This window comes from Chitinophaga sedimenti (assembly GCF_023156195.1).
Lineage (GTDB): Bacteria > Bacteroidota > Bacteroidia > Chitinophagales > Chitinophagaceae > Chitinophaga > Chitinophaga sedimenti.
The window spans coordinates 1,914,946-1,937,532 of sequence record NZ_JAKUKA010000001.1; the positions used below are offsets into that span (position 1 = coordinate 1,914,946).

The 22,587-nt window shown below is 51.2% G+C and carries 31 protein-coding genes and 1 pseudogene; 8 read left to right on the plus strand and 24 right to left on the minus strand.

Annotation, left to right across the window (positions count from 1 at the left end; translation table 11 throughout):
* The first annotated feature begins 8 nt into the window (after positions 1 to 8).
* Positions 9 to 449: a glycoside hydrolase family protein gene (locus MKQ70_RS10935; protein ID WP_248070678.1), complete on the plus strand. Its 441-nt coding sequence runs from the start codon at positions 9 to 11 to the stop codon at positions 447 to 449.
* A 74-nt stretch (positions 450 to 523) separates the two neighbouring features.
* On the plus strand, positions 524 to 985 hold the full coding sequence (locus MKQ70_RS10940; RefSeq protein ID WP_248070680.1) for a glycoside hydrolase family protein: 462 nt from the start codon (positions 524 to 526) through the stop codon (positions 983 to 985).
* Here MKQ70_RS10940 and MKQ70_RS10945 read toward each other — a convergent pair.
* The 23 genes and pseudogenes from MKQ70_RS10945 to MKQ70_RS11050 form a co-directional block, all read right to left on the minus strand.
* Positions 982 to 1,290 carry a helix-turn-helix domain-containing protein gene (locus MKQ70_RS10945; RefSeq protein WP_248070682.1) on the minus strand — a complete coding sequence of 103 codons (309 nt, stop codon included), beginning with the start codon at positions 1,288 to 1,290 and terminating at the stop codon, positions 982 to 984. The genes MKQ70_RS10940 and MKQ70_RS10945 overlap by 4 nt on opposite strands.
* 123 nt (positions 1,291 to 1,413) lie before the next feature.
* Positions 1,414 to 2,364 carry a hypothetical protein gene (locus MKQ70_RS10950; protein WP_248070684.1) on the minus strand — a complete coding sequence of 317 codons (951 nt, stop codon included), beginning with the start codon at positions 2,362 to 2,364 and terminating at the stop codon, positions 1,414 to 1,416.
* Positions 2,365 to 2,460: 96 nt separating this feature from the next.
* Positions 2,461 to 3,231 (minus strand): carboxypeptidase-like regulatory domain-containing protein, encoded by a 771-nt coding sequence (locus MKQ70_RS10955; RefSeq protein ID WP_248070686.1) that lies wholly within the window; start codon positions 3,229 to 3,231, stop codon positions 2,461 to 2,463.
* A gap of 63 nt (positions 3,232 to 3,294) precedes the next feature.
* The gene (locus MKQ70_RS10960) at positions 3,295 to 4,026 is read right to left on the minus strand and encodes an iron-containing alcohol dehydrogenase (protein ID WP_282456368.1); all 732 of its coding nucleotides are present in this window, start codon (positions 4,024 to 4,026) and stop codon (positions 3,295 to 3,297) included.
* Between the two features lies 1 nt (position 4,027).
* Positions 4,028 to 4,189: an iron-containing alcohol dehydrogenase gene (locus tag MKQ70_RS43250; protein WP_282456369.1), complete on the minus strand. Its 162-nt coding sequence runs from the start codon at positions 4,187 to 4,189 to the stop codon at positions 4,028 to 4,030.
* Positions 4,162 to 4,359, minus strand: coding sequence for a hypothetical protein (locus MKQ70_RS43255; protein WP_504908322.1), 198 nt, complete (start codon positions 4,357 to 4,359; stop codon positions 4,162 to 4,164). The genes MKQ70_RS43250 and MKQ70_RS43255 overlap by 28 nt, the downstream gene beginning before the upstream one ends.
* A 137-nt stretch (positions 4,360 to 4,496) precedes the next feature.
* A complete protein-coding gene (locus MKQ70_RS10970; protein WP_248070688.1) occupies positions 4,497 to 5,276 on the minus strand; it encodes an MFS transporter in 780 nt (259 codons plus the stop codon).
* Positions 5,277 to 5,373: 97 nt separating this feature from the next.
* A pseudogene (locus MKQ70_RS10975) lies at positions 5,374 to 5,715 on the minus strand (MFS transporter); the annotation flags it as partial.
* A 16-nt stretch (positions 5,716 to 5,731) separates the two neighbouring features.
* Positions 5,732 to 6,814: a galactose oxidase gene (locus MKQ70_RS10980; RefSeq protein WP_248070690.1), complete on the minus strand. Its 1,083-nt coding sequence runs from the start codon at positions 6,812 to 6,814 to the stop codon at positions 5,732 to 5,734.
* 2 nt (positions 6,815 to 6,816) lie between these two features.
* On the minus strand, positions 6,817 to 7,890 hold the full coding sequence (locus tag MKQ70_RS41150; RefSeq protein ID WP_248070692.1) for a LamG-like jellyroll fold domain-containing protein: 1,074 nt from the start codon (positions 7,888 to 7,890) through the stop codon (positions 6,817 to 6,819).
* Entirely contained in the window at positions 7,827 to 8,327 is a 501-nt protein-coding gene (locus MKQ70_RS10990) for a PKD domain-containing protein (protein ID WP_248070694.1), read from the minus strand. The genes MKQ70_RS41150 and MKQ70_RS10990 overlap by 64 nt, the downstream gene beginning before the upstream one ends.
* Positions 8,328 to 8,337: 10 nt before the next feature.
* On the minus strand, positions 8,338 to 9,288 hold the full coding sequence (locus MKQ70_RS10995) for a dihydrodipicolinate synthase family protein (protein WP_248070696.1): 951 nt from the start codon (positions 9,286 to 9,288) through the stop codon (positions 8,338 to 8,340).
* A gap of 6 nt (positions 9,289 to 9,294) precedes the next feature.
* Positions 9,295 to 10,404 (minus strand): sialidase family protein, encoded by a 1,110-nt coding sequence (locus tag MKQ70_RS11000; protein ID WP_248070698.1) that lies wholly within the window; start codon positions 10,402 to 10,404, stop codon positions 9,295 to 9,297.
* Positions 10,405 to 10,428: 24 nt separating this feature from the next.
* Positions 10,429 to 10,989, minus strand: a complete 561-nt coding sequence (locus MKQ70_RS11005) for a sialidase family protein (protein ID WP_248070700.1) — start codon at positions 10,987 to 10,989, stop codon at positions 10,429 to 10,431.
* Entirely contained in the window at positions 10,964 to 11,560 is a 597-nt protein-coding gene (locus MKQ70_RS11010; RefSeq protein ID WP_248070702.1) for an exo-alpha-sialidase, read from the minus strand. The genes MKQ70_RS11005 and MKQ70_RS11010 overlap by 26 nt, the downstream gene beginning before the upstream one ends.
* A 2-nt stretch (positions 11,561 to 11,562) precedes the next feature.
* On the minus strand, positions 11,563 to 13,035 hold the full coding sequence (locus MKQ70_RS11015) for a RagB/SusD family nutrient uptake outer membrane protein (RefSeq protein ID WP_248070704.1): 1,473 nt from the start codon (positions 13,033 to 13,035) through the stop codon (positions 11,563 to 11,565).
* Positions 13,036 to 13,040: 5 nt separating this feature from the next.
* Positions 13,041 to 13,595 (minus strand): hypothetical protein, encoded by a 555-nt coding sequence (locus MKQ70_RS11020; RefSeq protein ID WP_248070706.1) that lies wholly within the window; start codon positions 13,593 to 13,595, stop codon positions 13,041 to 13,043.
* Positions 13,526 to 15,088, minus strand: coding sequence for a SusC/RagA family TonB-linked outer membrane protein (locus MKQ70_RS11025; protein WP_248070707.1), 1,563 nt, complete (start codon positions 15,086 to 15,088; stop codon positions 13,526 to 13,528). The genes MKQ70_RS11020 and MKQ70_RS11025 overlap by 70 nt, the downstream gene beginning before the upstream one ends.
* Positions 15,082 to 16,419, minus strand: coding sequence for a TonB-dependent receptor plug domain-containing protein (locus tag MKQ70_RS11030; RefSeq protein ID WP_248070710.1), 1,338 nt, complete (start codon positions 16,417 to 16,419; stop codon positions 15,082 to 15,084). The genes MKQ70_RS11025 and MKQ70_RS11030 overlap by 7 nt, the downstream gene beginning before the upstream one ends.
* A 16-nt stretch (positions 16,420 to 16,435) precedes the next feature.
* Complete coding sequence (locus MKQ70_RS11035; RefSeq protein WP_248070711.1) at positions 16,436 to 17,131, minus strand: sialidase family protein; 696 nt, start codon at positions 17,129 to 17,131, stop codon at positions 16,436 to 16,438.
* Positions 17,068 to 17,529 carry a sialidase family protein gene (locus MKQ70_RS11040; RefSeq protein WP_248070713.1) on the minus strand — a complete coding sequence of 154 codons (462 nt, stop codon included), beginning with the start codon at positions 17,527 to 17,529 and terminating at the stop codon, positions 17,068 to 17,070. The genes MKQ70_RS11035 and MKQ70_RS11040 overlap by 64 nt, the downstream gene beginning before the upstream one ends.
* A 325-nt stretch (positions 17,530 to 17,854) precedes the next feature.
* On the minus strand, positions 17,855 to 18,322 hold the full coding sequence (locus MKQ70_RS11045; protein WP_248070715.1) for a FadR/GntR family transcriptional regulator: 468 nt from the start codon (positions 18,320 to 18,322) through the stop codon (positions 17,855 to 17,857).
* Entirely contained in the window at positions 18,316 to 18,540 is a 225-nt protein-coding gene (locus MKQ70_RS11050) for a FadR/GntR family transcriptional regulator (RefSeq protein WP_248070717.1), read from the minus strand. The genes MKQ70_RS11045 and MKQ70_RS11050 overlap by 7 nt, the downstream gene beginning before the upstream one ends.
* Positions 18,541 to 18,627: 87 nt before the next feature.
* Between MKQ70_RS11050 and MKQ70_RS11055 the strand changes: the two genes are divergently transcribed.
* The 6 genes from MKQ70_RS11055 to MKQ70_RS41155 all read left to right on the plus strand — a co-directional run bounded on the left by MKQ70_RS11055 (position 18,628) and on the right by MKQ70_RS41155 (position 21,631).
* Positions 18,628 to 19,200: a multiheme c-type cytochrome gene (locus MKQ70_RS11055; protein ID WP_248070719.1), complete on the plus strand. Its 573-nt coding sequence runs from the start codon at positions 18,628 to 18,630 to the stop codon at positions 19,198 to 19,200.
* Positions 19,197 to 19,808, plus strand: coding sequence for a hypothetical protein (locus MKQ70_RS11060; protein ID WP_248070721.1), 612 nt, complete (start codon positions 19,197 to 19,199; stop codon positions 19,806 to 19,808). The genes MKQ70_RS11055 and MKQ70_RS11060 overlap by 4 nt, the downstream gene beginning before the upstream one ends.
* A gap of 81 nt (positions 19,809 to 19,889) precedes the next feature.
* Positions 19,890 to 20,126, plus strand: a complete 237-nt coding sequence (locus MKQ70_RS11065) for a YgaP family membrane protein (RefSeq protein WP_248070723.1) — start codon at positions 19,890 to 19,892, stop codon at positions 20,124 to 20,126.
* Between the two features lie 136 nt (positions 20,127 to 20,262).
* Positions 20,263 to 20,547, plus strand: a complete 285-nt coding sequence (locus tag MKQ70_RS11070; protein ID WP_248070725.1) for a hypothetical protein — start codon at positions 20,263 to 20,265, stop codon at positions 20,545 to 20,547.
* 14 nt (positions 20,548 to 20,561) lie between these two features.
* Positions 20,562 to 20,702, plus strand: coding sequence for a hypothetical protein (locus tag MKQ70_RS11075; protein WP_248070727.1), 141 nt, complete (start codon positions 20,562 to 20,564; stop codon positions 20,700 to 20,702).
* Positions 20,699 to 21,631, plus strand: a complete 933-nt coding sequence (locus MKQ70_RS41155; protein ID WP_248070729.1) for a redoxin domain-containing protein — start codon at positions 20,699 to 20,701, stop codon at positions 21,629 to 21,631. Before MKQ70_RS11075 ends, MKQ70_RS41155 begins: the two co-directional genes overlap by 4 nt.
* Positions 21,632 to 21,681: 50 nt before the next feature.
* Here MKQ70_RS41155 and MKQ70_RS11085 read toward each other — a convergent pair whose 3' ends face one another.
* Complete coding sequence (locus MKQ70_RS11085) at positions 21,682 to 22,524, minus strand: VOC family protein (RefSeq protein WP_248070730.1); 843 nt, start codon at positions 22,522 to 22,524, stop codon at positions 21,682 to 21,684.
* Positions 22,525 to 22,587: the final 63 nt, after the last annotated feature.

Sequence of the window (22,587 nt, forward strand, 5' to 3'; positions counted from 1 at the left end):
ATTCCGCTATGAAACAGTTCCTATTTGCCGCCGGCCTGCTGTTCTGCGCAGTGGCGGCCTTTGCACAACGCACGTCAATAGAACCCGGCGGCGAATGGCCCGACCAAAACGGCAATCACATACAGGCCCACGGTGGCGGCATTATCAAAATCGGCAAGAAGTATTACTGGTATGGCGAACAACGGCGCCAGGGACTGGATCGCGCCATGCGTTATGTTAGCTGCTACGAAAGTTCCGACCTCATGAACTGGAAATTCCTCGGCGATGCATTGCAACAAACTGATCCCGAAAATCTCGGTCCAAATTGGGTATTGGAGCGACCTAAGGTCTTTTATAATAAGAAGTCGAAACAATATGTGATGTATTTTCACCTCGACGATTCAAAATATAAGTTTGCGCGTGTAGGGGTAGCTGTTAGTAAAAACCGCAGGGCCCATTTAAATACGTAAAGAGCTTTCGCCCGCTGGAAAAGGAAAGCCGCGATATCGGCCAGTTTATCGATGACGATGGCACCCCATACCTGGTGTTTGAAAGTCGCCCTACGCGCGGCTTTTACATTGCCGGCTTATCTGCTGATTACATGGACGTAGTAAAAGAAGTGAGCTTTATCCAGTCACCATTGGAAGGTGGCGCCATCGTGCACTACAAAGGCCTGTATTACGCGATCGGTTCCGCGCTCACCGGCTGGAACCCCAATCCCAACAAATACGCCACTGCCCCGTCCCTCTCCGGCCCCTGGACAGAATTTAAGGATATTGCGCCACCAGCGACCAATACATATTCCTCTCAATCCACGATGCTGATAAAAGTGGAAGGCAGCAAAAGCACTACCGTTATCTATATGGGAGATCAGTGGAAACCACGTACGCAGTGGGATTCGCGTTACCTGTGGATGCCCGTGGAAATAGGCGATGGTAAACTCTGGCTCCCCGAACCTAAGCCCCGGAAGCTGAACATCAAAACCGGCGAGTGGCAAACGCTTTAGCCCAGCGACTTCCGGAATACTGATGGCGTTACGCCCGCATGCGCCTTAAAGAATTTTGTGAAGTTAGAGGTGTCAAAAGTAAGCTGCCGCGCAATGTCCGCAATCGTGCGCGTTTGATCGGCCAGCATACGGCGGGCCTCGGCTATTACTTTCGTTTCAAAATAGTAGCAGGGGCTGTTGCCGGTGAAGAGACGAATGGTATTACTCAGGTGCACCGGGTGAATGAACAGCTTTTGGGCCAGGTCCTTCACATGCATCATCTCATCCGCGCGGCCGGCCACGATATCGTCTACATGCTCATTCACGGCAGCAATGTAGGCCTCCGTGATTTCCTGCTGGCGGCTCAGATATTTTTAGGCAGTTTCATCGGGATTAAAATTAAGGAAAACGGCGGTATATACAGTTGGTATGTACCGCCGTTTGTGCTATTACTTAAACTTTAACCGCTTATTCTCCTCCTCCAGTTGCTGAACGCGCTTATTCATGTCGATCATATGCAGCGTGAGCTCCTCTATCTTCTGCAGCAGTTTTTTATTCATTTCTCCAAGGTCGATACCATCTACTTTAACTTCAGCAGCAGCAGGAATATCCGGCAGGTGTCGGTTATGTTTGATGTACTGCTCTACATCCTGAAGATTAGTCAAAACATAAGCAGTGTCAAACACATGATCAGCCCATGTTTCCTGCGACACTTTTATCTTGCGGGCGCCTATACTGCCATCTACGGCCAATTTATGAGTACCTGTGGTGAGCGTGCCAATGCCCACATTACCTTTCAGATAATTGGTACCAAGGCCGAGAAAATAGGCATTACCGGCATTCGTCATCCCGTCCTTATTGACGTCTGCAGGCGGCTGCGTCCTGTAAGTCAATGGCCCGATCGCACTATTGTTAGGGACCACTACCGGCAAAGCATTCTGTACGCCGTCGTAAACCAACGGTTCCGGATCGGCATTCGCCTGAAAGTAATATGTAGTGTTTCCTCTAAGCCATATAGCTATCCGGTAAGAGCCGTTATCCAATGAAATATCCTCCCAGCCTGCAATCATCAGACGTGTACCAGTATAAGGCACATGTTGCCTGGCGAAGCCGTCTATGAAAGCCGCGCCATTCCCCCAGTTACTTACATGAAATTTGAACTCGGAAATGAGACTACCGTGCCAGTCTCCGTTGAGATGTACATTAGAACGACCTATTTTAAGTTCGGTGGCTACGTTGTAGAACCAAGCCGCATCACGGAATGTGACTGGATAGAATTTATCTTCATCTCCCTGGACTGTAAACGAGCCGACGATCTGTGCAGAGACGCTCAAGCGGGTAAACAGGCATAACATAAATGCAAAAGCAATACGCAGTGTTCGCGCATAAATTAATTTCATCGGTATGATATTTAGTTATTGGGTATAATGATCTCGGGTCAACCTTTTATATGGTATAGGGATCAATTATTATCAAACTAAAAGTAGGAAATTTTTCTACTGATCAAACGGCGTATTTTTCCACATCGTCCGTACCGGCTGATCCTTCCGCCACACGCGCTGGAAATAAACCGACTGGTCTTTGATATACTTGTAATACTCGTATTCAGAAGGGAAAGAAAGCAACATCGTATAGGTGGGCCTGAAATGCACCATGAAAGAATCCAGCTCCGGCGACTTCATCCCGGTAAGCCGTTCTACCAGCCCTTTATTAAAGCGGTAGTCCACGTACTTATCGCGCTCTTCCCGTTCCAGGAAACGGCGGAAGGCTTCCATACGTTTCATCTTTTTAATGCTGAAGAGCAGGTCGAGGTTCACCCCCACACCATTGGGGCCGGAGGCGCTGGTCAGCCATTCCGGATCGTATTCAAAAACTTTACGGTATTCATTGCGGAAGGCAAGTGAATCCCGGCGATAGCTTTTCTTTTGCACCTCGAACGTCGGCAGCACGTGCATATCAATATGCAGGCTTACGTCAAAATTGCGCCGGTAGTTGATATCCTTCACGGCAAATTTGGGAGTGGCCTTTCCCTGGTAGGTGAAACTAAGGGAGTCTTCTGTAGACAGGCGGATATTATAACGTCCGGCCGAATCGGTCACAACACCACCGCCCGAAGCGTTTCGTACGCTTACGCCAGCTATGCCCGCGCGACCTGTCCGCTCGTACACCGTACCTTGTATCTGCACCTGCTGAGCCACTACGGCCAATCTGCACAGTAAAAACACGGTTAACAATACCGCTACCTGAAGAATTCTGGAAACACCCATTTCGTCACAATCTAACACAGGGCGCAAACATAAGCAAGCCACCCCCAAATATTAACAAATTCTTTAGTAGCTCATTTCCACGATTTTCGCCACATCTGCCGGCGCTAAATTGCGATGCTCGCCTAATCCCATCCAGCCCCTTTCAGTGAAACGCGCCGCAATTGTTTCGGCCGTACCTGCATAGTCACCAGTGTATTCAGACAACCGTGTCGCGATGTGCAACGAATGGAAGAACGCCTCTGTTTTGTCGATCGCGGCCAATGCTACAGTTTCATCATCGTCGCCGGTAATGTTCCATATTCTCCTGCCATATTGTGCGAGTTTCTCTTTTTTAGCAGCAAGGTTATAACGGTAATGGCTGGGCGCAATTACGGCCAATGTACGCGCATGGTCAATGCCATACAGGGCCGTCAGCTCATGCCCCATCATGTGTACGGCCCAGTCGCCCGGAACACCTTTCTGGATAAGACCATTAAGCGCCATGGTACAGCACCACATAAAGTTGCCGGCCGCTTCATAATCCGCCGGATCGGCCATTACGCGCGGTGCAATTTCTACAAGTGTCTGCATGATGCTTTCTGCGAAACGGTCCTGCAGGTAAAAGCCCACGGGATAAGTCATGTACTGCTCCAGCACGTGGGTGTACGCGTCGGTGATACCGTTTGCGATCTGGCGCTGCGGCACAGAGGCCACCACCTGCGGGTCCAGTATGGAGAACACTGGGAACAGGCCAGGGCCGCCCATAGACAACTTCTCTTTTGTTTCACGACGGGAAATCACGGAACCGGAATTCATTTCAGAACCGGTGGCCGGTAAGGTAAGCCGTACCGAACGGCAGCCCTTTTTCGCTGCGGAGGCGCTTGGACAGGATGTCCCATGGCTCACCGCCTTCGTATAGTGCGGCTGCGGCGAGAAATTTCACGCCGTCGATCACAGAGCCGCCACCAACGGCCAGCATATAAGTAATTTTTCCTTTTTGATGACCTGCAATGCCTCCAGCAATACTTCATATTCCGGGTTAGCCGGAATACCGTTGAATTCGAGCACATCAAAGTCTTTAAGCGCCGCCTTCACCTGCTCGTACACCCCATTCTTCTTGATGCTGCCACCGCCGTAGAGCATCAACACCCGGCATCTGCCGGTATTTCACCGGATAAAGCCGCAATCTGTCCCTTTCCGAAAAGAATCTTTGTCGGATTCCATAAATTAAAATTCTGCATGGCTATTACGTTTTAATTCGTAACAGCAAATGTAGGGCATTTGACTTATGTAAGGCAATCTGTCGTTTTCGGTCGCAGGAACACCAATAACATGCACACTGCGGCCAGTATCACTACAGACATCAGCGCAAAATCGCGCCCCAGGTGACCTGCGTCGGTCGATTTTCCCAGCAGGTCCGTAATAATCGCCCCGCTGAACACGCCGCCCATATTCATCAGCCCATAGGCCGTAGCGCGGTGACGGGGCGCTACAAACTGGCATAGGATCGGCATATTGTTCGCATCAAACATCCCGAAGCCAAACCCAAAACAGAAGGCCGACGCCACGAGGTAGGCCGTTGAATGGCCGATCCCCAACAGGAATAAAGCAGGCACCGTCAGCGAAAGTCCGATGGCACTGGTATACACGCGTCCTTTTACATTACGCTGCACCCACCGGTCCGACATAATTCCACCGGTGATAACGCCTATAAATGAGGATACTGCAATCGTGATTGTCGCAATCGGGCCGGCCTCGCTCATGGGCACGTCCGGGCTGCCTGAAAACAGCGTGGGCAGCCAGTTCTTGATGGCCCATCCCGGTATGCTCGGGATAGAGAAGTATAGCCAGATAATCCAGAACGGCAACAACGTCACCAGTGCGCGAAAGCCTTTGAACATTGGCTGTTTATCTTCCAGCGCCGGCGATGCCGAACGTTGTTCCTTTAAAAACACCATCAGCAGCGCGGCATATGCTACGCCAATAATGCCAAACCAGTGAAAGGTTGACTGCCACGAGTAGGCCGCCGCAATGGTAGCGCCAAAGCCGCCCAGCGCCTGGCCCATGTAAAGGCCCGTCATATGTATGCCCACGGCCAGGGGAGCGGGTACGTGGCGAATGATAATCCGCAATGAGTGATAATGCCGCCGGAATGTACAAAGCCTCGCTCACACCCATGATGGCGCGCAGCCAGTACAATTCATTAAAGCCGTTTGCATAGCCCATCAGCAGCGTTACCGCCGACCAAACGAACAAACTCCCTACGATCAGCCATTTACGGTTTACCCGGTCGGCAACCATGCCGGATACGGGCGACATCAACCCGTAAATCCACAGGAAAATCGCCATCAGGCGCCCGAAATTCGTAGCGCTCTCCAACTCCTGTATATCTGCCTGGATGGAAGGCCGCATCGTCGAAAGCATCTGCCTGTCAAGGTAATTGAGCAGTGCAACGCCCCATAACATGGCCACTACCAGCCAGGGATAATATTTCGAATTTTTCATCTTATCCAATATACCATTAATGTTGATAGGTTGCCGTCAGCACATTCGGCGTACGGGTACCAGGGCGTACTTCACCACCCGGGAAGACAAGCACACCGTTCCACAGCGCAAAAGCGGTGGTTACCGGCGACCAGATGCTATTATTAGGATGCTTAACAGCATCGATTTCTTTTCGGGTAAAGATGGTAGCAGCTTTCGACCACGCTCCTGTTGCTGTATCAAACGCCAGTACAGCAGCTGAAAAACCCGGATGCTTTTCTTTCAGCACCGCGGCGCTGTCCGCATCTTCTCCATCGTCGCCGCCAAATACGTGCAGTGTTTCACCGTTGCTCCAGGCCGGAGATGGGGCCGCTACAGTAGCTGCAGGTAACGGGGCTATAGCATGCCAGCCCGTTGTGGGATTGTACCGGTAAGCATCTTTCAGATAACTCCTTTTACCCTCCTGCAATTGTGCACCGCTGAAGAGATAAAAATCCCTGCCCAGGGCGCCGGCCACACTTAACATCCGTGAAGGCCCCGGCCATGCAGGCAGTTGCTCCCACGCATCCGGTTTACGCAGATCAAGCTTATAAAAATCATGACTGCTTTCCTGATCATCTGCGCGATGTAATCCACCGGCTACATAAATACAGCTGTCCACCATCGCACCGCAAGTGTTAGCCAACGTTGCAGGCAACGACGGCAAGGTGTCAACAGACAATACCCCCTCTGCCCACTTCAGGCGGAATACATCGCTGTAATGCCCATCCGCATTGCTCCCACCGATGCAGATCAATCCCGCTGCGGTAGATACGGACACTCCGTAGCCTAATGGCCGCGGTAATTGACCCGCTTCTTTCCACTGCCCGTCCGGCCGATCCAGTACAAATACTTTATCGTACCAGGTTTTCTTTCCGCCGTTCCAGGGCGTACCACCATTCGGAAAATTAGCGCCCCCAGCTACCAGCAGGGCATTGCCCGCCACCCCGGCAAAGGAACCGGCAAAACCGGTACTATCGGGGATGGCAGGCAATGTATTCCACTCAAACCTGGTACGGGCGCCAGGTACGCAACTTTGTATCATACCACTCATCAGTAATATATAAAGCAGTCGCTTCATGTCTATAAGTTAAACAAAGCCAGGATTTCCGCTTCCGTCAATGCTTTTCGATATACCAGCACATCATCGATGTTACCGGAGAAGAAATTCGAATTGGACGTAGCGCCTTCCTGGAAGCCTATTTTAAAATCCTGGTCATTGGATACAACCTTCAACCCCGTGGCCGTGGTGGATCCGCGCTTCGTACCATCGATATACACCGAGGTTACCAGCCCCTCACGCACACACACCACATGGTGCCAGCCGCCATCAGACAGTTTGCCGGTAGCGCTGCCCAGGTTTACAAACGCGGAACCGGTGCCGTCTTCCACATCAAAACGAGTGACCCGGTCGGTCGCGTTATCACCAATCCTGATCCAGGTCTGGTTATCATTCGTGCCGTTTTTACCAGACTCCTGCCAGATCATCATCCTGGAGGCAACGGCGGTTTTCACCCAGCAGGCCACCGTATAGTTACCCGCGCCGAAATTCATCGCAGCGTTATTCGCTGCAATCAAACCGGATGCACCGTTAAAGGAAGATGTGTTTCCAGTAAAGCCCAGGCGATCAGCCTCTCCGAAAGTTATGCCGCCGCCTACCGTGCTCGTCGCAATCGCATTCGGCCCAACATCAGTGATGCCGCCGTTAAAAGGGAAGAACGCGGCCAGTTCCGCCGCAGGCACGACCAACAGGTATCCATCTTTTACTTTTACAGATGAATTAAATGGATTCAACACCTTCAACGTCACTTTGTAACGGCCAACCGTATTGAGCTTCACGGTCGGGTTTCGTTCCGTAGAGGCATGAGTTTCCGGACCGGTGATGCTCCATTCCCATCCCGTTACATTGCCTACAGACAAATCTTTCAGGCTGATGCTGCCGCCCGCGTACGTAGCTCCCTGCACTGCCCCAAAATCCGCACTGATGGCGGCCGCATCGAGGATACGCACGAAATTGGTTTTGGTCACTTTGTCGGAATACTGCGGGTTGGAAGCAGTCAGCGTAACATTGTAATACCCGGTGTCCGTGAACTTCAGCGAAGGATGCTGTAACGTAGACTTAATCGTAGCCCCCCACTCACCGGCACAAATTCCCACTCCCAGCTTTTCGGTTTACCCGTACTGGTATCGCGGAACGCGACAGTTTCATTCGTAAAGTAAACGTCCGCCTTCTTCGAAAAATTCGCTTTTACGCGATTGTAATCGACTTTGATGTATTCGGTTTTAGTCAGCGTTTCGCTGTTAAATTTATTGGAGATTTCTAACGTTACGGAATACACGCCAGGCGTGTCATAACGAACGGTGGGACTGGATAACGCAGACGTGGCCAGCGACCCGCCGTTGAATGTCCACTTCCATTTGGTGACGTACCCGGCAGAAAAGTCTTTAAACCGGATACTGTCGCCGGCACTGATTTCCGTTCTGTCTCCTTCGAACACCACTTCTTTGATAGCAGCATCTGCGGAAGGCGCGTCCTCTTTATTGCACGCGAGAAAAGCCAGCAGGGATAAACCGAGGTAAAAGCATTTTTTCATGGTATTGAATTTATAAAGGCTGCCTGCTCGCGACCGCCCCGTTTCCGGGCGTAGCCGCCGCGCGCAGCACGGACGTGAAATTTATTTCATCGAGGTAAGCCCGGATCTCCTCCGCCTCTTTGTCGCCTAAGGTAGTCAGCGGTAACCGGCAGGGGCCCAGATCGGTGCCAAGAATTTTCATGATCGCTTTCTGGGCGGGAATGGGTGAATATTTCGGCAGACATTGAATCATTTTCACCGCTTGATACTGCATCTGTCGCGCTTCTTTGATTTTGCCTTCGCGGAAATATTCCATCACTTTGAGATACATCGGGGCAGCAAATGTATAAGTGCTGCCGATCGCACCTTCAGCCCCTACTGCCAGGGCAGGCAACAGCAACTCATCGTATCCGAAAAGGATATCGTATTTGCCGTCTTTATAGTTCAGGCAGGCCTGGTATTCATGGATCGTTGCAGCGGTATACTTAATACCCGCGAGGTTCGGAATTTTGTCCTCCGCCATGCGCAGGAAGTCCAGCGGGTCCACCGCTACACCGGTAATAACTGGAATGTGGTAGTAGTAAAACGGCGTAGCCGGCGCTGCTGCGGCGATCTGCACCATACAATCCACCAGGTTGCGGGCAGACGAAGGTTTAAAATAAAATGCCGCTACCGCCGAAATGGCGTCTGCACCGATCTTCTCCGCGTGCGCCGCCAGTTTGCGGGCTTCTGCGATCGATGGGTGGCCAACGTGCACCATCACAAGACAACGTTTGTTCACCGCTTTGACGTATGCCTCGGCAATCGTCATCCGCTCTTCTATTGTAAGATTGGGGCCTTCTCCGTTGGTGCCGCAAATAAATACGCCGCGCACACCATCTTTGATCAGTTTTTCTACCAATGCGGGTATTAATGAAAGGTTCAGTGAACCGTCTGCGTTGAATGTGCTGAATGTTGCAGCAATCAATCCTGTTATTCTCATGTTCTGTTATTTACTTAAGCTGGATATGTTAATCTTTTTCAGCACCAGGGTATAATTGAAGCCCTTATTGCCATTTGTATTCGTTTCGTACAGGCAGTACACACTCCCATCTTTTCCAACGGCGATATCGCTGTAACCGGCGGCACTCGTGTCTATCACGTGATTCACCGGCCAGGTGGCGCCATTGTCGAATGACAGTTTTGCACTGAGGTTTTTGCGGGGTGTTTTTTCGATGTTCCGGCTGTCGGGGTTGATAAAAAGCAATGCGGGCCTTCCTTTTACGGTAACGCTGGCAATCGGCGCCATGCAGGTGGGATCAAATAGTTCTTCTGCGAATCTTACTTCGCTCCAGCCGGAAATCCCATCCGCACTCGTGCTGAAAGCCCTTCTTTTAACGGCCGACGGGTTACGGATGCTCATGAGTACACGACCATCGGGCAATTCCACGGGCATACTTTCGTTAGGATTTGAAATGATAGCAGAACTATCCGCCACGATCTCGCCACGTTTCCAGGTTTTGCCGAGATCGTCGCTGTAAATAGTCGTAACGCAGGAAGGTGCATGGCTGCGGCGCGGCGTTAATTTACGGGAATCCGCCAACCATACAGGTGCGAGCAAACGGCCACTCTTCAATTGAATGCCATGGCCGGGGCCGGGCGCCAGCACTTTCCAATTATATTCGGGCTTGAACTGGTTGTATACGTCAGTAATTTCTACTACAGGCGACCAGCTTTTCCCCTCATCTTTGGAGAAAGTATAGAAGCCTCTCGCATAGTCTTTCTGGTAAAGCAGATGAATAGTACCTTCCGCGTCAACGATCGGCACGGGATTACCTACCGGCGCCTGTTTCATGCTATCGAGAATCTGCGTTTCGCTCCAGGTGCGGCCACCGTCGGTACTGCGCCGCAACGACAGGTGCATGTCCGCCCAATCGCTTGCGTTACCGATACGGGCTTCGCAAAAGGCCAGCAATGTATGCTTTGACGTTATGGCCAGGGCAGGAATGCGCATCGACGCATATATGCCGCCTGGCTCGAATACAACGCTGTAAGGACGGTCGTCGCCGCCACCGGACTGGCGGGCCGTATGGCAGCCCACACAGCCAATCATCAACATAAAAAGTAATTTCCTCATGCCCTGCTATTTGATATTTGCAATCGCCACTGCTTTAAACGCAATGCCGTTCGTATACTTTGCCACACCAGCCTCGTACAACAGTCCCACATGTGTGTCCGACAGCTGCACCAGGTCCGAATACCCCGCAGGGCCTTCGAATACGACATTCTTTTTATCCCATTTCACGCCATTATCAGTACTCATTTTCACGGTCATATTAGTACGGGTAACTGCGGCAGGATTGGAAAAGAACAGCCTGAAAGTACCGCCGATCGTGGTCGACAGCAAACTTCCCTGGCAAACGGGGTCTACCAGTTGCGTTTCGTTATAGGGCACGCCCCAGGTCAATCCACCATCGTTGCTCACGCTCGACATGCGCAGGTTTTCGTTGGCGCCCACACGCATGTTCAGCAGCAACTTACCGCCAGGCAATTCCGCTACCGTACTTTCGTTCGGGTTTACGCCCGCTACCGTTGGCACAACGCCGCCCAGTTTCCAGGTAGCGCCGGCATCATCGGAATAAATTACATGCGAATTACCACGCCTGCCGGATCCCACCTCAATGTAATCGCAGGGTGCGATCAAACGGCCGGATGCTGTTTGTATGCCGTGGCAGGGGCCTGTTGCATACCAGCCCCAACCCGCCTTTTAACACATCTGTTGTAATTTCTTTTACCGCATCCCAGTTCACGCCGTCGTTGACAGAAGCCGTCAGGTACACACGGCGGGTATCCTTACTGGTACCGGCATTGATCGTTCCAATCGCATCGTCGCCCTTATTCCAGGTCATCAACAAACTGATCTTGCCGGTATTGCGATCTACGATAGGAACGGGATTGCCGCAGGTATTCTCAGCATCACTCCATACCACGCTCAGTTTACTCCAGGTTTTGCCGGTATCCAGCGAGCGTTTCAGCACAAGGTCGATATCGCCTTCGTCTCCACAACCCGTTTTGCGGCCCTCCGCAAACGCGAGCAGCGTGCCGGATTTCGTCATCACGATAGCAGGTATGCGGAAGCAACTGTATCCGTCGCCTCCCTGTTGAAATACGTAGGATAATACCGAGCCAGGCGGCTCCAGTTTTGGATAAATACGCTCCGAATTTTGCGCGCTACAGGCGGCCAGTGAAAATAGTAAGGGAAGGAATCGTTTCATGATTAATAACCGTCGGTCTGGTCAATTTTTGGATTATTGGCAATTACAGTACTGTTTACGGGCCAGAACAGCGGGGTGGTTTTGCCCGCCAGGTTCGGCACATACTTGTACACATCGATCGTTCCGCCTTTATGGAACCGCACCAGGTCGAACCAGCGTTTGTTCTCGAAGTACAACTCACGCCCGCGCTCGTCCAGTATCTCCCGCTCAATGGCAGCTTTGGTATTTGCGCCGGCATAACGGCCCGTACCGGCGCGCAGGCGCACCGTATCCGGGTATTTCACGCTGTTGGGCAGGTCATTCAACGCGGCATACGCCTCCGCCTTCATCAGGAATACATCCGCGAGGCGGTATAAAATGAGATCATTATCCGGAATGCGGTCGTCGGAATACTTGGTACCCGGATACTTGGTAATCCGGGATATCTTCTGTACACCGGCCTGCAGTTCCACCACCCAGGTGTATGGAATGCGTTTGTCGGCGTTGTTGGTGAACAACGATTTCGATAAAGGGCTGATCTGGTAAGCACCCTGGCCATTTCCGGAAGACACGGCATAGGGAATCTTGTCAATATTTGAAGCGCCCTGCACGATCGACAGGAACGGCAGTGCATTCTTTGCATAGTTGCCGCCGGGCGTTTCATCTCTTTGGTAGTAAGCGGCCATCAGCACTTCTTTATTGGCTGAAGCGCGTGTGCCGGTTACGTTCGCGAAATCTTCATTCAGGCTTAGTCCTGTCATTTCGATCTCCCCGATGGTTGTAATCGCCTGTTGCAGGCTGGCGTCGCCACCCCCGGTAACTTTCGCGTTCCAGAGTAATGCGTCTGCCTTCAGCGCCTGCACCGACCCATATGCAAACCGATATTTGGACGGGTAGCTGTTACGGGCGAAATTATCCATGCTGGAATATTGTTCCAGCGCGGCATCCAGGTCGGCCAGCACCTGTTTCATTACATCAGCCGCCGGCGAGCGCGGCAAGAGCGGCACGTTTTCATCCACCACCGCCTGCAACATCAGTGGCGCATCGCCGATCACACGCGTCAGGTGAAAATAGAAGAACGCCCTCAGGGCCAGCGTTTCCGCGACAATTTTCTTCTTCAGGTCCGGGTTGGAGCTGAAGGGGAAGTCTTTTATTTTGTCCAGCAGCAGGTTACAGTGACCAATACCACGGTACCATTCCGCATAGTTCAATGCGCCGGAAGAGGGCGATAATGTGTGCGACCAGGCTACGGTAAAACGCGAGTTGGAGCCGGATACCAGTTCCTCACTGCGTTCCATGCCGTAGGTGTTGTTATTCACGAGGCTGCGCAACACAGAATATATACCCACTACGTTCGGTTCAAAGTCCCCTTCGTTTTTAAAGAACACTTGTTCGGTGATGCTGGATTGCGGGTCTACATCAAGGATCGCCTTACATCCGGCAACACCGAATGCAGCCATCGCCACAAATCCTATTTTTATCATCCATTGTTTCATAATCATCAGAATTTCAGGTTAGCGCCAAGTGAAAACTGCCGGGGCCTCGGATAGCCTCCGGGATCAAAACCACTGTAAATTTCCGGGTTCAGCCCTTTATAAGCGGTGAGGTAGCCCACGTTGTACACGCTGGCAAACAGGTTGAGGCCGGACGAACGGAACTTCTTCGTGATCTCCCGCGGTACATCATACGACAAAGTGATCTCGCGCAGCGCGAGGAAGTCGCCTTTTTCGTACATCACCGATACGTCCGAATTATAGCTGCTGTTATTGCCGAGTGTTGCCTGGCGCAGATAGTTCCGCTGTCCGAAGTCAGCATCCGCAAAAGAAAAACGCGCATACTTCTTACCCACGTCGCCCTGGTTTTTCCATACATTGGCACCTAATGCCTGCGACGGCGCACCTTCGTTAAACGCCCTTCCCTGCCCCATCGAACGGGCCAAAGCGCCATTACTGATAATATGCCCGATCGCGTAGTCGGCGTTAATTCTCAGGTTGAAGCCCTTATAATTAAAGCTGTTTTGCAAACCACCGATCTTATCGGGGTTGCGATAGCCCATAAACACTGGTCTTTCGCATCGATCACACCATCATTGTTCACATCTTCAAAAATGAAATCACCACCGCGTTTGCCTACGATAATCCCCTGTGGCGACGCGAGGTTGTCTTTGATACGGCTGTTCCATTCCGCAGCTTCGGCATCGGTAGAAAACACCCCGAGCACGTTGTAAGCCCAGATGCCGTAAGGACGTTCGCCTTCGGCCAAACCACCTGCCCGCACTTCTTTACCGGTTGTCTTATCATAGATGATGTCGCCACCCTGGCGGTTCTTTTCCCGTCCGTTATCGGGCAGCTGTGTAATCGTGGTGCGGTTAAATGCAAAGGAGAAGTTCACCGCCCAGTTGAAATCTTTAGTTTTCACCACATCGCCGCCCAAAGCGATTTCCACGCCACGGTTGCGCAACGCGCCGTTGTTGTAGGTAATGGAAGTAAAAGGCGACTCAGATGGCAACGGCTTCGACGTCAGCCTGTCTTTCGTTAGTTTATTATAAAAATCCACCGACAGGTTCAGCCTGTTTTTCAGGAAGGAAGCGTCCAAAGCAATATCCGTAGTGTAGGTAGATTCCCAGCGCAGTTGCTGGTTAGATAAACCGGAACGCAGGATGCCTGAATACAGCGCATAACTCACCGCGGAGTACTCGCCGTAGGTATCGGACAAACTCAGGCCACTCAGGCCCGCAGCACCCCAGCTACCGCGGATCTTCAGACCGCTGACAATGTTGTTCTGCGTCCAGAAGTCCTCCCGGTCGATGTTCCAGCCCGCTGATAAGGAGGGGAACAATGCGTATTTATTGTCCGGCGCAAAGTTCGAAAAACCGTCGTAACGCAGTGTACCGCCCAGCAGGTACCTGGTTTTATAGTCATAACTGAACTGACCAAACATACTGGCGGAGCGGGTTTCGCCCAGACTGGTAGCAAAATCGGCGACGTTGCTGAAAACCGAACCGTTAATGACCGTAGTTGTTGGCTCATTGATCGTGTAGATATAATCATTGGTCGCGCGCTGTGACCCCATATCTTTTATATGATTTTTATTCTGTGTAAAGTTCACACCACCTAACACCGTAAAACGATGATCCCTCGCTACGCTGAAGTCATATTGCAACACCGCATCCAGCATCAGCTGACGCGAGCTGTTGGTATAGTCATCTTTCCAGCGCTGCATGGACGGTTGCACCTCTTCTGCCGGCGTGGCTTTGCGCATAAACAGCTCGGTGTAGTCATCCACTACGTACGACAGCGACGGTTTAAAATGCAGCCCGTTGATGATGGTCCAATCCGCACCGGCGCGCGACACCAGGCGTTCTGTTTTGGTACGCATGTCGTCGTATTTCAACGTATGGAAACGGTTGCGCACTGTGTACAGCTCGCCGGGGGCCGGATTTCCATCATCTTTGTAAATGCGGATCAGCGGCGTAATGCGGATCGCCCTTACCAGGTCGTTCTGGTATGCATCTACATAGTTGGGCTGTACGTTCTGGAAGTTCAACATAAAATCCAGCCGCAGCTTGTCGGACGCCGGAAGCCAAAGTTGCCCAAAGCGTTTACACGTTTATATTTCGTACCTACCAGTACCCCTTTCTGATTGGTATATCCCATCGAAAAGTTGTAATCGGCTTTGTCTGTACCACCATTAATCGTGAAGTTATCCGTGTTGCTGACACCCGTATTCCAGAGTTGGTCCTGGTAGTGGTTATCAGCGTACAATAATTTGGTACCCGGATTAATAGGATCGTCCATCACGCGCCAGCCTTTTGCCAGCAGGTTGTCTACGTAACCCTGTCCTTCAACCGCCAGGATGTTATCGTACAATGCCGTGAGGTAGGTGCTTTTGCCGTACTCGCCGGGTTTAGTGAATACGCGCGTACCCGCAGAGAAACCACCATTATACAACAGGTTGTTTTTATCGATATTATCGGCGGTATTGGCAACGGTTATGCGCGCAAGCCGCAGGTATTCTTCTGCCGATAAATAATCATAATCCCGCGCCTGCGTTTCCCAGGTAGTGCGGTGGCTCAGTGTGATCGTTGACTTAGTATTGAGCGTTCCCTTTTTTGTTCTGATAACAATAACGCCATTCGCGCCACGTGCCCCGTAAATGGCGGTGGAAGCCGCATCTTTCATTACCTGCATCGATTCGATGTCTTCCGGATTGATATCGTTGATGGAGCGAAACACGCCATCTACCACGACCAGCGGGTTGCTGCCGTCGGAAGCACCGATCGCCGCGCCATTATTATTACCTAACCCCGATCCATACACGTTGGGCTTGGTACCGCCACGAATAATAATATTGTTGGCGCCGATACCGGGTTGTCCCTGTGAAATGGGAATGGACACACCAGCTACCTTTCCCTGCAAAGCCTGCACCGGGTTGGGGTTCGGGTTGTTCTTCAATTCCGCTACGTCCAGTTTGGAAATGGCGGCGGTGTTTTTCTTCGTTGTTTGTTCCGTGTAACCCACGATCAGCACTTCCCCCAACTGGGAAGAAGAAGCAGATAATTGCACGTTGAGCGTGGCCTGGTTGTTCACGGGGATTTCCCGGACGTTGTAATTCATCATCCTGAATACAAGCGTTTCATTGCCGGAAGCGAGTTTCAGCGTATAACGGCCGTCGGGCCCGGAGATCGTACCCACTGTGGGCTTCCCTTTCACGGAAACCGTTACGCCGATGAGCGCTTCCCGGCTGGAGGAGTCGCGCAGGCTGCCGGACACCGTAAAACCGGCATCCTGGCCATATCCTTCCTGTATGCCTAACAGGAGGAAGAGGCAGCAGCAAATTCTGAAAAAGGTCATTTGTGTCAGTTGATAAAGTTTACGCATGATGTTTCTGCATTAGTTAAGGTTCAGTACTCCCATTCAGCATCCATGGCAGGTTGAACTTGTGGAACTCTATTGATCTATGGCTGGTTTCATTATTACCGGTGTCTTCATTCGTTTCTATCAGCGCCCCTACATGATAGTCGGCGGTTTTAATCATACTCGTGTAACCGCCTTTACCCTGTGCCTGCGCCTGCTCCTCTGTAAGCCAGTCGAAAATACGGCGGCTGATGGGCCAGGATTGTCCGTCGTCGTAACTGATACGTACACGCATTTTACCACGGGTAGTGGTACTGGCAGAATTGAGGAACACAATACGATGCGGGGCATCGGTATTATAGCGGAGAATAGAAGCCTCGCATTTCGGGTCCAGCAACGTTTCGTCGGAACTGAACGCCGGGAAGCCACCTTCTATCGTACCGATCGAAACTCTCCTGCGCTTAGATAGTTCCCACTGGCTGCTTACCGGGCGATCGTTACGCATCAGGCGACCGTCCATTAATTCTACGATCGTGCCTTCGTCTGATCCCGTGGCGGAAGGAGCATACATCCAGGTGGCACCGTGGTCATCGCTGTAAATATTACGGCCTTTGGCGGGAATGATGATCCTCCCTGCATGTGCTCTTGCTGTCACAATGCCGATGCCCGGCCCTACGGCATCCCAGGTGTACCCCGGGGAAGTAAGGCGCTGGTACGGTCTTGCGGGGTGGACCAACTGGCCCCGTTATCGTCGCTATAACTTGAGTACACTTTCCGTTGTCCCCAGGCGGTTATCTGGCTGATGGCCGTTAATGCACCATCGTTCCAGTTCATAAATACCCAGATGCGGCCATTGGTACCCACCGAGGGATCATATACCGATGTGGGATTACCCCAGGTATCGTCGCCCGAAGCGGCGATCTCGCCCATCGCTGACCAGGTGGCGCCATTGTCGGTAGAGCGCTTGAATACGACATTGATATCGCCCCAGTCGCTGTTGTTCCAGCGGCGGCACTCGCAGATCGCGATGAGCGTGCCATTTTTGGTTTTTACGATCGAAGGGATACGGAAAGAGTGTTGCCCGGAAGCATTGCCTCCGTCAAATATTTTCTGGTAACTATGGGATTGCGCCACGGCCGTGGCTGCAGCTATTTCAATCGGGCAGCAATGTTTTCGATGCTGCCGGTTTTGTACAGTTTGAGAACAGGAATAGCGCTACCGCGAGCAGGGCGTAATTCCCTAACGATGGAACAGTGGAATTCATAAAGCGTTCTATTTAGTAGTTATGTTCTACATAATAAATGTAGACATGTTTCTTTAGAATACAAAACAATGATCGCTATTTTTTACCGTTTCGTTGATTATGAAATAGTTAAGTCCGCCATAGTAAAGGATTTCATGGGTATAAAATAAAAAAGTCCCGAAGCCGGGACTTTCTCAGCGGTCTCTTTATAAGATATTACTTCTTTTTCAAAGCGTTGATCCGGTCAAAATGCGGCTGCAAATGCGCGCGCATCCCCTCTCTAAAAGCCTCCGGCGTGCCTTTGCGTAATATTTTTACCAGGCCCTGGTGCGATACTTTACCTGCTACATACTTTTTGTTTTCCAGTTTCATTACGTAACCGAATATCGGCAGCAGCAGGTTCTGGAAGCGCTTCATCGTATCGTTCCCGGTCATTTCATATAACTTGCCGTGAAATGCAATTTCTGTATTAATACGGAAGTTGTTCCCCTTTACTTCCTGCGAAGCTATTTCCTCCAGCTCATCAAGATCTTCGGGTGTTTTATGGATATACAGTAAATCAGAAAGGCCCATTTCCAACGCCAGCCGCAATTCAAAGAGGTCCTGCAGGGTAGACTCATCCAGTATTTCGGGGTTCAGTACTTTCTCGAAAGTGCCGACGATATCGGGATTGGAAATCACCATGCCCATCTTCTTTTGCTCTCGATGATGCCAAGCATTTTGAAACGGCTCAAAGCCTCGCGCACTACGTTGCGGCTCACACCCAGCGCAGCAGCCAGTTCCAGTTCGGTAGGAAGGGGATCTCCGGGCTTAAAGGCTTCTCTTGCGAAATACTCTCTCAGGCTTTGTTCCACCTGTTCGGCCATAGATTTGGATGAAATGGGCTTTATACTGCTTACCATTGATTAAATCGTTTTGTACTACAATTAAACAAATGTAAGGATTAAATAGATATCTATTTTAAGTATATTTAGTGATATTCCACCTTCATGAACAAACGCCAACTCAGCGTCACCGCCAGTATCATTGCATCACTCATCCTGCTGTCGCAGTGTATCAGCCGGCCCGAAAAGCCTGCCGATCCGCGCGGCACCACCTTCGCAGCCGCTAATTCCTGTGTTGGTTGTCATGCCGCCATATATAATAGTTACGCGAATACTGCCCATGCGCACACTTCTGCCCTTGCCACTTCCGCTACGGTAAAAGGCCCGTTCACAGCGCCCGGCAACGAGTTCCATTTCGGCTCCGGCGCCACCGTACGCATGGAAGAAAAAGGCGGGAAGCTGGTGCAGGCCGCTTTTGCGAACGGCCAGCCACTCCAGGAACAGGCCTTCGATATCGTGATCGGTTCAGGCAGAAAGGCGCAGACTTCTTTATATTGGAAAGACGGGCAATACTTCCAATTACCCATATCCTGGTTCGTACCAGCCAATAGCTGGGCCAATAGTCCGGGCTTCCCGGCAGACCACCCGAAGTTCGATCGCATCATACCCAGCACCTGCTTCGGCTGCCATAGTTCCATGGTAGGTATTAAAGACGTAAAAGCCCGGGGCTCGAATTGAAAGAAACATTTGAACAAAACAAATTGATAGCGGGGATCGACTGCCAGCGTTGCCATGGTCCGGCAGCTGAGCATGTAGACTATCACACCAAACATCCAACAGAAAAAGAAGCACATGCCATACAAAAGGTGCGCGGGTTAAGCAGACAGCAGCAACTGGACATGTGCGCGCTTTGCCACTCCGGCCTTAAACCCATGCTGCAACCGGCTTTCAGGTTTAAACCCGGAGATGCCCTGGCCGACTTCCTCATGCCTACCGCCCCCTTCCCCGCCAAAAGCATGGACGTACACGGCAACCAATACCAGCTACTCAGTGCCAGCAAGTGTTTCAGCGGCAGCCAGCAGATGACCTGCGGTTCCTGTCACAATACACACACCAACGAAAGGGATAATATGCAGGTATTCTCGCAACGCTGCATGTCGTGCCACGCAGCCGGCAGCCCGGATTTCTGTACGCTCAAAAACGTTCCGGCTGCTACGCTCCAGCAAAACTGCATCGATTGCCATATGCCCGCGATGCCGTCCAGTGCGATTACTTTGCTCACCAATGGCCAACAAAGTCCAACGCCGGACTCGATCCGTACACACCTGATTGCCATCTATAAGTAAACACAATCAGTTTTTCCGCTGACGGCCATCATTTAAAGCGCCCAACCAGCCCGCTACCTTCGTATCATTAAATCCACCCACATGAAAAACAATCTCAGCAACATCGACCGGGGTATCCGGATTACTGCAGCACTTGGACTGATCGCGGTATATCTTTTTCACCCCAGCTTTCACTTATCGGACTTTGCCCTGCTCCTGCTGGGCCCGTCTTTATTGCTGAGCGGCCTCCGTGGTATTTGCCCGCTTTATGACATCACCGGCATCCGCAGTGTAAAGCCCGTCGCACAGCATGCTTTTTGCCGCCGAAACAAAAAGTAAGCTACTCCATCGGTCTGAAAGACTGCTCCGGATATCCATGATTGTGACCGGGCATCCCTGCTAAGGTGTTGTTTTTTAAAAGCAGCTTTCACATCTACCTGAAAAAATTTAATATAGCAGTACCAAAAAATCAACCATGAAAAGATTACTGGTACTGCCCATGATGGGAATTGCCTTCGCCTCCTTTGCACAGCAAAACCCCATGGCTGCACAGCTGGAAGCACTACAAAAAGAAAAAGACCCGGCGGCGCTGCAGCAAAAATTCAGGCACTGGGCAAAGGGTCGGAAGACGATTTACGCCTGCTCTACCTCTACTACTACTCGACAAAATCCAATGCACAACGCGACTCCATCGCACAGGTATCTGCGGAAAGATTCCCGGCCGGCAGCTTCGCTTTCCAGAAAGCGCAGGAAGCTGTAACAAAAGAAACCGACGTGGCGAAACAGCTGTCGATGTACAACGAGTTGCGCGCTAAATTCCCAAAATCGAATGTGGATATGGTAGCCGCCATGTTGGCCGACGGACAGATTCAGAAAAAAACCTGGAAGCAGCGACACCTTACCTCGAATATGTGAAGACGATCAACTACGTGAGCATCCTCGGGCGCTCCATGATGAATGTTGATAATGCCGCCGCCGATAAGTTCGTGAAAAAGCACATCGACGCGCTGAAAGATACTGCAACTACCCAGTCATACTATAGCCTGCTGAGCCTGTACAGCGAAATCCTTGTGAAAGGAAAGAAAAATGACCAGGCGTTAACATATGCCGAGCAGGCCTATACGAAATTGAACCGTAAAGATCCGGAACTGGAGAAAAACTATGCGGTATTACTCGCGCAAAAAGGCCGTTATGCAGACGCGGTTCCCGTGCTGGAGAAGCTCGTGGAAACCGGTCGTGCCAACGACGTGGTAAGGACCCAGCTGCGCACATCTTATAAGAAAACCAAAGTAAGCGACGGTGACGCGAAAATAGCGGCGCTGGACGCAAAATTCCTCGATAATATGAAGGAGGAAGTGGCTAAAAAGTTAATCAGCAAAACGGCGCCTGCATTCGAAGTAAAGGATATCACCGGCAAAACTGTATCGCTGGCCGACTTCAAAGGTAAAACCATCGTTATCGATTTCTGGGCAACCTGGTGCGGACCTTGTAAAAAATCATTCCCGGCCATGCAGCTGGCAGTGAATAAGTACAAGAACGACCCGAACGTAAAGTTCCTGTTCGTACACACCTGGGAGCGTGGCACCGAAACGCCGCAGAAAGACGCTGCCGACTACCCGGCACAAAACAAATATTCTTTCGACCTGTATATGGATACCAAAGACGAGAAAAGCCAGAAGAACCCTGCTGTATCAGCGTTTGAGGTGACAGGCATCCCGACTAAGTTCATCATCGACGGAAAGGGTAATATCCGCTTTAATGTAGTGGGCTTCTCCGGTGCGGGAGGCGATGAATCCGCTGCTACCGAGCTGGCCACCATGATCGAGATGGTTAAAGGCGCTTAATTTTTTTATGTTGATAGAAAGGCGGCCCGTCTGTGGCCGCCTTTCTTACTTTATGCGCTTGCTAATTCCGCAATGATCAGTTTTTTCATTTTAAAGAGCCGCTGCATCATGCGCTGCGCTCTTTCCGGATCGCGTAACCACTCGTGCAACGCCCGCGGAATAATTTGCCAGCTCACACCAAACCGGTCTACCAGCCAGCCGCAAGCCACTTCAAAACCACCGTTAGCTGTTAATTCGCTCCAGTAGCGGTCGATCTCCGCCTGGTCTTCACACTCCATTACGATGGATACCGCATCCACAAAATTGAAATTATGCGGACCAGTGCTGTCCATCGCCATCATCAAATATTGCTTGATGCTGAACTGCGCATGCTTTATGTATTCCGTTTTGTCTCCTTCCCCTTCCGCGTAATGAAGAATACCATTTATCCCGGACTGTGGGAACAGTTGGGTGTAAAAATCTATCGCGGCTTTCGCCTGCCCCACATGCGGACCGGTAAACATAAAGGTGGGACAAAACTTCTGTGGTACCTCACTTTCCCTGGCCGTCATCAATTGCCAGCTCACCCCGTATTTATCCTGCAACCAGCCGTATTTCGCACTCCATGGATAAGCGTCGAGCGCCATCATCACCGAGCCGCCCTCCGACAGCTTTGACCAGTAACGGTCTGTTTCTTCAGGTGTGCGGCTCGTTACCATAAAAGATATAGCTGGATTGGGGACCGTAGCTGGACCATCGTTCAGCAACATGAATGCCTGGCCGCTCAGGTGTAGTAATTTCACGATCGGTGAAGAAGATGCAACGACACCATCGCCGAATGCATCGAGATAAAAATCGGCAGCTTCATCAATTTTGCCTTTAATGGTGAGGCATGGATATACAACGTTATTCATATCGGTGGTGTTTTGTGTTACAAACTTACGACGCCCGTTAATGGCAAACAGGGGGTGAATGTG

Bases quoted from the DNA above. Each gene is read 5' to 3' on its own strand.
- MKQ70_RS10935 (WP_248070678.1), top strand. From the start codon at position 9: ATGAAACAGTTCCTATTTGCCGCCGGCCTGCTGTTCTGCGCAGTGGCG.
- MKQ70_RS11025 (WP_248070707.1), bottom strand. From the start codon at position 15,088: ATGTTGAACTTCCAGAACGTACAGCCCAACTATGTAGATGCATACCAG.
- MKQ70_RS11015 (WP_248070704.1), bottom strand. From the start codon at position 13,035: ATGAAACAATGGATGATAAAAATAGGATTTGTGGCGATGGCTGCATTC.
- MKQ70_RS11045 (WP_248070715.1), bottom strand. From the start codon at position 18,322: ATGGTGATTTCCAATCCCGATATCGTCGGCACTTTCGAGAAAGTACTG.
- MKQ70_RS11065 (WP_248070723.1), top strand. From the start codon at position 19,890: ATGAAAAACAATCTCAGCAACATCGACCGGGGTATCCGGATTACTGCA.
- MKQ70_RS10955 (WP_248070686.1), bottom strand. From the start codon at position 3,231: ATGGGTGTTTCCAGAATTCTTCAGGTAGCGGTATTGTTAACCGTGTTT.
- MKQ70_RS11050 (WP_248070717.1), bottom strand. From the start codon at position 18,540: ATGGTAAGCAGTATAAAGCCCATTTCATCCAAATCTATGGCCGAACAG.
- MKQ70_RS11070 (WP_248070725.1), top strand. From the start codon at position 20,263: ATGAAAAGATTACTGGTACTGCCCATGATGGGAATTGCCTTCGCCTCC.
- MKQ70_RS11010 (WP_248070702.1), bottom strand. From the start codon at position 11,560: ATGAAACGATTCCTTCCCTTACTATTTTCACTGGCCGCCTGTAGCGCG.
- MKQ70_RS11020 (WP_248070706.1), bottom strand. From the start codon at position 13,595: ATGGGCTATCGCAACCCCGATAAGATCGGTGGTTTGCAAAACAGCTTT.
- MKQ70_RS10980 (WP_248070690.1), bottom strand. From the start codon at position 6,814: ATGAAGCGACTGCTTTATATATTACTGATGAGTGGTATGATACAAAGT.
- MKQ70_RS11085 (WP_248070730.1), bottom strand. From the start codon at position 22,524: ATGAATAACGTTGTATATCCATGCCTCACCATTAAAGGCAAAATTGAT.
- MKQ70_RS43250 (WP_282456369.1), bottom strand. From the start codon at position 4,189: ATGCTGGCCGTTGGTGGCGGCTCTGTGATCGACGGCGTGAAATTTCTC.
- MKQ70_RS10990 (WP_248070694.1), bottom strand. From the start codon at position 8,327: ATGAAAAAATGCTTTTACCTCGGTTTATCCCTGCTGGCTTTTCTCGCG.
- MKQ70_RS10960 (WP_282456368.1), bottom strand. From the start codon at position 4,026: ATGAATTCCGGTTCCGTGATTTCCCGTCGTGAAACAAAAGAGAAGTTG.
- MKQ70_RS11000 (WP_248070698.1), bottom strand. From the start codon at position 10,404: ATGTTGATGATTGGCTGTGTGGGCTGCCATACGGCCCGCCAGTCCGGT.
- MKQ70_RS10950 (WP_248070684.1), bottom strand. From the start codon at position 2,364: ATGAAATTAATTTATGCGCGAACACTGCGTATTGCTTTTGCATTTATG.
- MKQ70_RS10970 (WP_248070688.1), bottom strand. From the start codon at position 5,276: ATGGGCCAGGCGCTGGGCGGCTTTGGCGCTACCATTGCGGCGGCCTAC.
- MKQ70_RS11030 (WP_248070710.1), bottom strand. From the start codon at position 16,419: ATGCGTAAACTTTATCAACTGACACAAATGACCTTTTTCAGAATTTGC.
- MKQ70_RS10995 (WP_248070696.1), bottom strand. From the start codon at position 9,288: ATGAGAATAACAGGATTGATTGCTGCAACATTCAGCACATTCAACGCA.
- MKQ70_RS11055 (WP_248070719.1), top strand. From the start codon at position 18,628: ATGAACAAACGCCAACTCAGCGTCACCGCCAGTATCATTGCATCACTC.